Consider the following 9,916-nt stretch of genomic DNA (forward strand, 5'->3'; position numbering starts at 1 on the left):
AAGACGTCCTTATTTTAAAATTGTCCAAAAAAAAACGTTTCAAAAACAATTACGCATTTTTGAAACGTCACACATTATTGCAATTTAGGATTATTGAAAATCGTATTCATCACTTCTTCAACCATGTCGTATTCTTCATCCGTCTCAAGCGGTTGTAACATACCTTCATCTGCATCTTTATCATAGATGAATGGAATAACATCCATATCTTCACCATCATTTACAGATACTGGTTCTAATATAATGTACGCACGATTAAAGTCTTTTGAATCAAAAGAAAATAATTCCTTAAATTCACGCTCAGAACCATCATGATCTGTTAAAATAAAAATTTCTTCTTCAGCCATCTCATTACTCCTATTATAAAAAATAAGGACATCTACCCAAAGCGATTCGGCTAGATGTCCTTAACAAGAAAATTAATCTTCTTGTTCTTCTAAATACTGATTAAGGTGTTCTTCAACCATCGCCCACTCAGCATCATCTTCGATTGGTGTTAAACCACCTTCAGTGGCTTCTTTTGTTTCTTCGGGATCAAATACATAAGCAAGCATCTCTACTTCTTCATCTTCACCTGATCCAGCTGGATATAGAATAATATATGACTTACCAAATTCTTCAGATTTGAAAGTAAATAGTACCTCAAATAATTGTTCATCCCCATTATCATCAACTAATGTAATAATGTCTTGTTCTTCATCCATGTGTTTACCTCCTACTTGACTAGTGAACCTTTACGATCCAAATAATTTTGCAAAATCAACCCAGCTGCAAGCTTATCAATAACCTTTTTACGTTTCTTACGTGACGTATCTGCCTCTTCAATCAACATCCGTTCAGCTTCTACTGTTGTGAGACGCTCATCTTGAAAATCAATAGGCAATCCAAAAGTTTCCTTTAAAAGTTCACCATAAGCGCGTGAAGCATCAACACGTGGTCCTGATGTATTATTCATATTTTTGGGTAATCCTAATACAAAGCCAGTTGGATTATACTTAGTTACTAACTCCTTCATCCGGTCAATACCAAATTCTTTTTCATCTTCATTTATTTGGATAATTTCGACACCTTGAGCAGTCCAGCCAAACTGGTCAGACACAGCAACACCCACTGTTCGAGAACCGACATCCAAACCAATAATACGTCCCATATCGACCTCTTTCTATACCATTTTTTTATTTTGATAGATAGTCAGTTACAAGTGCCTCGATAATCTCATCTCGTTCAAATTTACGAATTAAATTACGTGCATCATTTACACGTGGAATGTACGCAGGGTCATTTGAAATTAAATAACCAACAATTTGATTAATTGGATTGTAACCTTTTGATTCTAACGCTGCATAAACCACTTCTAACATCTTTCGAACGTCATGTGGCTCATCCTTACCAAAGTTAAACACAGCTGTATTATCTAATGAACGCATCGTAAACAACCTCCTCGTGAGGTTTCCCTCATATAAGTAATTTTATTACTTTGTTTTTAACCATTCAGTCGCTGCTTTAAAGGCATCTGTAATACCAGCTGGATTTTTTCCCCCAGCTTGTGCCATGTCAGGGCGACCACCACCACCACCACCAATTGCTGGTGCGATAGTTTTAACAAGTTCACCAGCTTTAATGCCTTGTTTAATAGCTTGAGGTGAAACAGCAACTAACAAGTTAACCTTTTCACCCAAATTAGCTGCCAATACCAAAACATCAGACGGTGTACTTTGCTTCCAATTATCTGCTGTCGAGCGCAAAACATCCATTGATTCGACGGCCATTTCAGTTGCAATCAATGTATAATTGTTAACTTGTTGTGGCTTCGCAAATGCATCATTTGCTGCCTGATTAGCTAACTTTTGTTCCAATGATGAAACTTGACGCTCAGCCGCCTTTAATGATGTTTGTAATCCAACAACTTTTTCATTAATTTCAGAAAGTTGAGGGGCCTTAACTTGAGCAGCCACAGTATTTAACCATTCATCATGAAGTTTAAATAGTTTCATAGCACCAGCACCAGTAACCGCTTCAATACGACGAACACCAGCACCAGTACCTTGCTCACTCACAATCTTAAACATCCCTAACTCTGCAGTGCTTTCAGCGTGAGTACCACCGTCAAATTCAGCATTGTAATCACCAATCGATACAACCCGGACTGTTTCACCATATTTTTCAGTAAAGACGGCAACAGCACCAAGCTTCTTAGCTGATTCAATATCTGTCTCAACCCAAGTTACTGGCAAGTTTTCAATAATTTTTTCATTGATTGTATCTTCAATTTCTTGCAACTTTTCTGCTGGAACAGGACCATTGTACGTGAAATCATATCGCAAAACATCAGCCGTGACAAGTGAACCAGCTTGTGTTGTATGCTCACCTAATAAGTTACGCAACGTTTGATCCAACAAATGAGTAGCTGTGTGATTTTTTGAAACTGCTGCATGATAAGCACGATCAACATCCAACTTGTAAGTTTGACCAACTGTCATTGGTGCTAACACAGTTAAAGTATGCAAATGCTGACCGTTCGGAGCATTTTGAACATCCGTTACCTGTGCAACAACTTGCCCAGCCTCATCGTAAATATTACCTTGATCGGCTACTTGACCTCCCATTTCAGCATAAAATGGTGTTTTAGCAAAAATAGCTTGTGCTTGACCTTGAGTAACTTCATCAACAAGCTCATTATCAACGATTAAGTTAGCCAAATCAGTACTATTCACCGTTAATTCAGACCAACCAACATAAGTTGATTCTGTCTTTAAACTTGTTAATAGCTCATTTTGAACACCCATTGAGGCTTTATTTGAACGTGCTGAACGCGCACGATCCTGTTGTGCCTTCATTTGTATATCAAAACCTTCACGATCAACTACCAAACCTTCATCTGTTGCATACTCATCCGTTAACTCATATGGGAATCCATACGTATCATACAACTTGAAAGCAACGTCACCATCAATAACACCATTATCAGCCTTGGCTGCTGCAATGACTTCGTCTAGCAGTGACAACCCATCTGACAATGTTTTATTAAAACGTACCTCTTCAGCTTCAACAATTGAAGCAATATACACTTTATTCTCTGCTATTTCAGGGTAGTATGACGCCATAATATCACCAACGACTGGAACTAAGTCTTTTAGAAATACTTGACTAATACCTAATTTACGGCCGTGTAATACTGCACGACGTAACAAACGGCGAATAATATAACCACGTCCTTCATTTGAAGGTAGTGCACCATCACCAATTGCAAAGGTAACAGCACGAATATGATCAGCAATTACTTTAAACGAAATATCTTTTGTATCATCTTCATCATACTTATATTGTCCTGAAATTTCTTCAGTCTTATGAATAAGTGGTAAGAATAAATCTGTTTCGAAATTTGTCTTTGCATGTTGGAAAACAGAAACAACACGTTCTAATCCCATTCCCGTATCAATATTTTTAGTTGGTAACTCGGGGTAATCTTTATTATCTGTCAAACCTGGTAAATGGTTATATTGTGAGAATACTAAATTCCAGATTTCCAAATAGCGCTCGTTTTCACCACCTGGATAATTTTCTGATTCATCAGCGTCATTAAACTCTGCGCCGCGATCATAAAAAATTTCTGAATCTGGACCTGAAGGGCCTTCTCCAATATCCCAAAAGTTATCTGGCTCTTCATAAAGATGGTCTTTAGGCAAACCAACTTTATTTAGCCAAATATCTTTTGCTTCATCATCATTTGGATAAACTGTTACATATAATTTATCCTTATCCATTCCGAACCATTCAGAACTAGTCAATAGTTCCCAGGCCCAAGGAATAGCATCCTCTTTAAAGTAATCACCAATTGAAAAATTACCCATCATTTCAAATAACGTATGGTGACGTGCTGTGTGTCCAACATTTTCAATATCATTTGTACGAATTGATTTTTGTGCATTTGTAATACGGTGGTTATCTGGAACAACCGAACCGTCAAAATACTTTTTTAAAGTCGCAACACCTGAATTAATCCATAGCAATGTTGGATCATCTTTTGGAATCAATGATTGAGAAGGTTCAATTTTGTGTCCCTTGCTTTCAAAGAAGCGTAGGAATAAACTACGAACCTCAGCCGATGATAATTCTTTCATCTTTTATGTAAGCCTCATTTCAAAAAAATATTAATAAAAAACAGACTGTCATTGCAATAACAGAGACGCTCAAACGCGGTACCACTCTGATTGCAATGATAGTCTGTATCATTACCTCTTAATTTGCTGATATCGCTAGCAAGCGGTCCACTTTCGTAAACAGTATCGTTAAGGTAGCTTTAAATAAATCTTAGCGTTGTTCACATCTAACACAACGTTTCTGTCCACTCTAAGAAAAAATTTAACATGTCCTTGAGGATATTATAGCATACCCTTGGATACTTTTTCTCGTTTTTTAAGACTTTTGTTACGTTAAACATCACGTTTATTTCTTATGTGACTTCTTTTTTGCTTTCTTTGTCGCACGCAAAGATTCACGTTCAGCAACCCGCTTCTTATATTTCTCATCACGTGCAATGTTATTTTTAATGCGACGCTTGTAACCAGGCTTAACAGTTTTCTTATTCTTTTTAACCATCCCAATCATCGTTGGATCAAGTTTAGCAGTCGTCTTTGAACGTTGACGGCGACGACGACGGTCGTATCCTGGCTTCAATTCACCATGTGCAAAAGTCATTGGTTCAAATTTCACACCCATATTTTCAACCATTTGTACACGATCTTCTTCATCTGGATTGTAAATGGTAATAGCAGTCCCTGACATACCATTACGACCCGTACGACCCACACGATGGATAAAGAATTCTAATTCAGTTGGAATACCATCATTAATAATTAAAGATACACCTGGAATATCAATACCACGTGCTGCTAAGTCAGTTGCAACAACGTATTGATAGTCTAAATGCTGAATTTGTTGCATCGTACGCTTACGTTCACGCGGTTGAATGCCACCATGAATTTCAGCTACCTTAAGACCACGGCTACGTAGATTCTTCGTTAATTCACGTGCACGTGTCTTAGTATTTGTAAATACCAAAGCTATATATGGATTTCCCATCGTCAACAAGTTGTAAATCAGCGTATCTTTAGTCTCGCCCTTTGTTCCAACTAAAATATTTTTAATAGTTGGCGCAATGACTGTTTCAGAAGGTATTTCTTCAAGAACTGGATTAGACATATATTTTTTCAAGAAAGGTTGCAACTTTTGTGGAATTGTTGCTGAAAATACTAACATTTTCAATTCTTCTGGCATAGCGCTAGCAATCGCATCAACATCAGCTAAGAATCCCATATCAAGCGTCATATCAGCTTCATCTACAACTAATGTGTTAGCAGTATGAATATCTAATCCACCTGCTTGATACAAATCTTTGATGCGTCCTGGTGTACCAATAACGATTTGTGGCTGTCTACGCTCCAATTGGTGAATTTGGCGGGCCTTATCCATACCACCTACATACAAACCAATCCAAGGCTGTGCATCATCATCAAAAGTCGTTGCCATTTGCTTAGCAGCTTCATAAATTTGTTGTGCTAATTCTCGCGAAGGAGTTGTAATAACTGCTTGTACTCGATCGTTTTTAGCATCATATTGTTGAAAAATTGGAATCAAGAATGTATGTGTCTTTCCCGAACCTGTTTGTGATTGTCCCACTACCGAGCGTCCTTGTAAGATTACTGGAATCAATCGCGATTGCACCGTGGTAGGTTCCGTAAAATGGATATCGTCTAATGCTTGGTATATCTCTGGACGTAAATTATAATCAGTAAATTTCGCCATTATTTAATTGTTTGCTCCTTTAATAAGTTGTTTGCTTCATTAATGATGTCGTGAATCTCATCTATATTTTTTGCAGTTGCTCCTGCAGCAAGTTCATGGCCACCACCACCATGACGCTTGGCAATTTCATTTATTACGATATTGCGTGAACGTAATCTTACCCTAAAATAACCATCATCTTGTTGTTCAAATACAGCCCACGCTTTAACTGTATTAACTTTACCTAATAATGGAACAATAAAAGCCGTCCCAAAGTCACCCAAATTAAATTCATCAACGATATCATTGGTTAAAATAATATAATTAAAACCATATTCTGTAGTCGTCATATGTTCATAAACATAACCTGATGCTTTAGCTGCTGGTAATGAAATAGTTTCCATTTGTTGATTAATAGTTACCCAATCAAATTTAAATTTCATTAATTCTGAAACAATATTCATTGTGGTTGAATTTGTGCCATACAAAAAGCGTCCCGTATCACCTACAATGCCAGCATATAAATAAGCAGCACCTTTATCAGATAATTTTAACTCATTAGCGAATTCTTGATAAAATGCAAAAATCATAGCTGATGTTGAAGAGGCATCTTCAATAACCCAAGTATAATCACCATATGGTTCATCATTAGGATGATGATCAATTTTCACCAATACTTTACCATAATCAAAACGCCGATCATCCACTCTCGGTGAGTTAGCAGTATCTGTCACAATTACCAACGCATCATCATATAGCTTATCTGGAATTTTTTCCATTTTTCCCATCCAAGCCATGCTAGGAACGGGTTTCCCAACAACGTGTACCTCTTTTTGTGGGAAAGACGTCTTAATCAGTTCTGCCAAACCAAATTGTGAGCCAAAAGCATCTGGATCTGGTCGTTGATGACGATGAATAATAATGGTTTGCGCAGCTTTTATTTGCGCCAAAATTGCAGTTTGCGCTGTCATATGTAAATCTCTATTCTTTTTAAAAATTTTTTAATTGCACATTGGTGGTAATGATAAAGATAAAACGGCAATATATGTAAGTATAGCAGAAAATTTGTGTAAAATGCTACTCATATAGGTTTAAGACGACGTTCTCAAATGACAATGCCGCTAAATTGGTCATAGTGAGTCCCAACAACCGAATTGGTTTTTGATAGCCACCCATTCCTTCAAATATATCCTGGGCGATGCGATAAATTTCTCGTTCATCATTTGGCAAAAAATCAATAATTGTTTCACGCCTTGTTTCAGTATTAAAATCACTATCTCTTAATTTTAATACTAACGTTTTACCATGTAGATGTGCTTTTATTAATGTTTCTGCTAATTGTTGCGCTAAACCTTTTAATTCATCCAAAACCGCTTGTTCTGTATCTAAAAAAGGACCATACGTTCGTTCTTTACCTAAAGATTTTCGTTCCCTTTGCCACATAACTGGGCGATTATCAACGCCTCGAATATGTTCATAAAATGCATAACCACTTTTACCAAATGTATTCGCCAACTCACTCTGTGACGTTGCAAATAAATCAGCGCCTGTATTAATGCCTAATTTCATCATTTGTTCTGCTGTTTTTTTACCCACGCCCCGAATATCTTGGATTGAAAGTTTATCTAAAAAAGGACGAATGTCTTCTTCATTTATAATAGTAATACCACTAGGCTTATTATGCTCCGACGCTAATTTTGCTAAAAATTTATTAAATGACATACCTACTGAACTAGTTAAATTAAGTTCATCATAAATAACTTGTTGTAATTCATGTGCCAAAGCCACGGCTTTTTGATGGTTCGAACTTACCTGAGTAATATCTAAATAAGCCTCATCAAAAGCTACTGGCTCAATTTTTTGTGTGTATCGTTTAAAAATTTGGTGTAATTGTCTAGAAACATCACGATATTTTTGAAAATCAGGCGTTACAAAAACAGCATGAGGCGCCAATTTAACAGCTTCAGCAGCACTCATTGCAGAATGCACACCTAATTCACGCGCTGAATAGTTTGCTGTTGCAACAACCCCACGCCCACCGGTCTTTCTTGGATCATGTGCCAAAATTAACGGCACATTTCGATAAGCTGGATTATCACGCATTTCAATTTGTGCATAAAATGCGTCCATGTCAATGTGTAAAATTCGGCGGTCAGTATTTAAATGTATTGGCATTTTCAAAAAATCTGTCATGATACACCTCACCTTTTTATCTATATTGTCAAACACACATGCATAAAAATAAGCAGTTAACTGCCTAGCGAGTTAACTGCCTAAAATTTTGATTTCTAGCTAAATTAGTGTAGCAATCTTACTTGTTTTCGCTAGTTGTATCTTCTTCAATAGATTTTGTTTCTGTTTCTGTTTCTGTTTTTGTTTCTGGGTCAACTGTCGTTGCAGCTGAAACTTGGTTGCCTTCCTTAGAAACTTGACGAATAGCAGATAACTCGAATACTAAGATGATACCTTCAGCATCCAATTCGAATGTACGTGCTTCTTTATTGACTGAAGCAACTGTACCATGCATACCACCAATAGTAACAATTTGAGCACCAGGTTGAACATCGTTAATCATGGCTTGACGTTTTTTTTGGGCCTTTTGTTGCGGACGAATCATGATAAAGTACATTGCTGCGATAAAGACAACTAAAATTAAGATATTTGCATTCATAATAAATTTTTACTCCTTAAGTGTTTTAACAATTTTTAATTAAAATAGACGGGCATTTGGTTCAAAATAACCATATTTACTTAATGTTTCTTCACGAAATTCAAGTAATCGATCTTCAGCAATTGCTTGACGCATATCTTCCATCAATTTTAATAAGTAGCGTAAATTATGGACAGAAGCAATTGTCTGACCATATAACTCATTCGTTTTAAATAAATGATGTAAGTAAGCTTTCGTAAAATGCTGTGATCCATAGTCTTCAGTTTCGGAATCTATTAGTGAAAAATCATTTTTATACTTAGCATTTTTAATAACTACTCGCCCATTTGATGTCAGCAATGTTCCTTTACGACCAATTCGTGTCGGCAAAACACAATCAAACATATCAATACCTCTTATAGAAGCATCAATTAAAGAATCCGGCGCTGCAACCCCCATCAAATAACGCGGCTTATTTGATGGCAAAAATGGCACCGTAAAATCTAAGACACGATTCATTTCAGCCTTCGATTCACCAACGGACAAACCACCAATTGCGTAGCCTGGTAAATCTAAAGAAACCAAATCTTGTGCAGACTGTTTCCTAAGTTCACGGAACCCAGCACCTTGAACGATTCCAAATAATGCTTGATCCTCTGGTCGTCTATGTGCAATTTGTGCCCGTTCAGCCCAACGTGACGTCCGTTCAACTGAATTTTTAACATAATCATAAGTCTCAAAATAGGGAATTGCTTCGTCAAGTTGCATCATGACGTCTGATCCTAAATTATTTTGAATTCTCATAGCCACTTCTGGTGATAAAAACATTTCATCACCATTTAAATGATTTCTAAAGGTCACACCATCTTCTGTAATATGGTTATGATCCGATAATGACCAAACTTGAAAGCCACCGGAATCTGTTAAAATAGGTCCATCCCAATTCATAAATTTATGAAGACCACCCGCTTGTGCAATCAATTCATCTCCAGGTCTTAACCACAAATGATATGTATTAGATAAAATAAATTGTGAATTAATCTCTTTTAATTCACGTGGTGACACACCCTTAACTGTTGCTTGTGTCCCTACGGGCATAAACATTGGTGTCATCACTTCACCATGAGGGGTTGTTATTTTCCCTAATCTGGCACCCGTATGTTTTTCTACATGAAGTAATTCATACTTCACGGCATAATCTGACATATCATGTTTCCTTCCATTTATTAGTACAACTGATAAACATCAGTCATCATTAATGAACCTAATATCCATTATATCAGAAACAACGGCATCATACTGCCCTAATTTTATAGATAGATATATAAATAAAGAGAACACCAACAAGGTATTCTCTTTATTTCATTATTGATTTAAAACTCTAATGGACGTTACAGGGATCGAACCTGTGACCCCCTGCTTGTAAGGCAGGTGCTCTCCCAGCTGAGCTAAACGTCCATATTGCATCGCGACGTCCTATCC

The 9,916-nt window shown here is 36.8% G+C and carries 10 protein-coding genes and 1 tRNA gene; all 11 read right to left on the minus strand.

The window, feature by feature from the left end; genetic code table 11:
- Window positions 1-74: 74 nt before the first annotated feature.
- Window positions 75-347, minus strand: a complete 273-nt coding sequence (locus FFM55_RS09280; RefSeq protein ID WP_042494483.1) for a DUF1292 domain-containing protein — start codon at window positions 345-347, stop codon at window positions 75-77.
- 72 nt (window positions 348-419) lie between these two features.
- Window positions 420-704 (minus strand): DUF1292 domain-containing protein, encoded by a 285-nt coding sequence (locus tag FFM55_RS09285; RefSeq protein WP_042494485.1) that lies wholly within the window; start codon window positions 702-704, stop codon window positions 420-422.
- An 11-nt stretch (window positions 705-715) separates the two neighbouring features.
- Window positions 716-1,150: a Holliday junction resolvase RuvX gene (gene ruvX, locus FFM55_RS09290; protein ID WP_042494487.1), complete on the minus strand. Its 435-nt coding sequence runs from the start codon at window positions 1,148-1,150 to the stop codon at window positions 716-718.
- Window positions 1,151-1,175: 25 nt separating this feature from the next.
- Window positions 1,176-1,427: an IreB family regulatory phosphoprotein gene (locus FFM55_RS09295; RefSeq protein WP_042494489.1), complete on the minus strand. Its 252-nt coding sequence runs from the start codon at window positions 1,425-1,427 to the stop codon at window positions 1,176-1,178.
- A gap of 45 nt (window positions 1,428-1,472) precedes the next feature.
- Window positions 1,473-4,121: an alanine--tRNA ligase gene (gene alaS / locus FFM55_RS09300; protein ID WP_042494491.1), complete on the minus strand. Its 2,649-nt coding sequence runs from the start codon at window positions 4,119-4,121 to the stop codon at window positions 1,473-1,475.
- Between the two features lie 325 nt (window positions 4,122-4,446).
- Window positions 4,447-5,805 carry a DEAD/DEAH box helicase gene (locus FFM55_RS09305; RefSeq protein ID WP_137600981.1) on the minus strand — a complete coding sequence of 453 codons (1,359 nt, stop codon included), beginning with the start codon at window positions 5,803-5,805 and terminating at the stop codon, window positions 4,447-4,449.
- The gene (locus tag FFM55_RS09310) at window positions 5,805-6,755 is read right to left on the minus strand and encodes a DHH family phosphoesterase (RefSeq protein ID WP_042494495.1); all 951 of its coding nucleotides are present in this window, start codon (window positions 6,753-6,755) and stop codon (window positions 5,805-5,807) included. The genes FFM55_RS09305 and FFM55_RS09310 overlap by 1 nt, the downstream gene beginning before the upstream one ends.
- A 106-nt stretch (window positions 6,756-6,861) precedes the next feature.
- A complete protein-coding gene (gene dinB, locus FFM55_RS09315) occupies window positions 6,862-7,980 on the minus strand; it encodes a DNA polymerase IV (protein WP_373863716.1) in 1,119 nt (372 codons plus the stop codon).
- A gap of 115 nt (window positions 7,981-8,095) precedes the next feature.
- On the minus strand, window positions 8,096-8,455 hold the full coding sequence (gene yajC / locus FFM55_RS09320; protein WP_042494498.1) for a preprotein translocase subunit YajC: 360 nt from the start codon (window positions 8,453-8,455) through the stop codon (window positions 8,096-8,098).
- Window positions 8,456-8,494: 39 nt separating this feature from the next.
- Entirely contained in the window at window positions 8,495-9,640 is a 1,146-nt protein-coding gene (tgt, locus tag FFM55_RS09325) for a tRNA guanosine(34) transglycosylase Tgt (protein ID WP_042494500.1), read from the minus strand.
- 179 nt (window positions 9,641-9,819) lie between these two features.
- Window positions 9,820-9,892 (minus strand) — tRNA-Val (locus FFM55_RS09330).
- Between the last annotated feature and the right edge of the window lie 24 nt (window positions 9,893-9,916).

Origin of the sequence: Weissella sagaensis (assembly GCF_005405285.1) — a bacterium.
GTDB classification, from domain to species: Bacteria; Bacillota; Bacilli; order Lactobacillales; family Lactobacillaceae; genus Weissella; species Weissella sagaensis.

Bases quoted from the DNA above. Each gene is read 5' to 3' on its own strand.
- FFM55_RS09280 (WP_042494483.1), bottom strand. From the start codon at position 347: ATGGCTGAAGAAGAAATTTTTATTTTAACAGATCATGATGGTTCTGAG.
- FFM55_RS09285 (WP_042494485.1), bottom strand. From the start codon at position 704: ATGGATGAAGAACAAGACATTATTACATTAGTTGATGATAATGGGGAT.
- ruvX (WP_042494487.1), bottom strand. From the start codon at position 1,150: ATGGGACGTATTATTGGTTTGGATGTCGGTTCTCGAACAGTGGGTGTT.
- FFM55_RS09295 (WP_042494489.1), bottom strand. From the start codon at position 1,427: ATGCGTTCATTAGATAATACAGCTGTGTTTAACTTTGGTAAGGATGAG.
- alaS (WP_042494491.1), bottom strand. From the start codon at position 4,121: ATGAAAGAATTATCATCGGCTGAGGTTCGTAGTTTATTCCTACGCTTC.
- FFM55_RS09305 (WP_137600981.1), bottom strand. From the start codon at position 5,805: ATGGCGAAATTTACTGATTATAATTTACGTCCAGAGATATACCAAGCA.
- FFM55_RS09310 (WP_042494495.1), bottom strand. From the start codon at position 6,755: ATGACAGCGCAAACTGCAATTTTGGCGCAAATAAAAGCTGCGCAAACC.
- yajC (WP_042494498.1), bottom strand. From the start codon at position 8,455: ATGAATGCAAATATCTTAATTTTAGTTGTCTTTATCGCAGCAATGTAC.
- tgt (WP_042494500.1), bottom strand. From the start codon at position 9,640: ATGTCAGATTATGCCGTGAAGTATGAATTACTTCATGTAGAAAAACAT.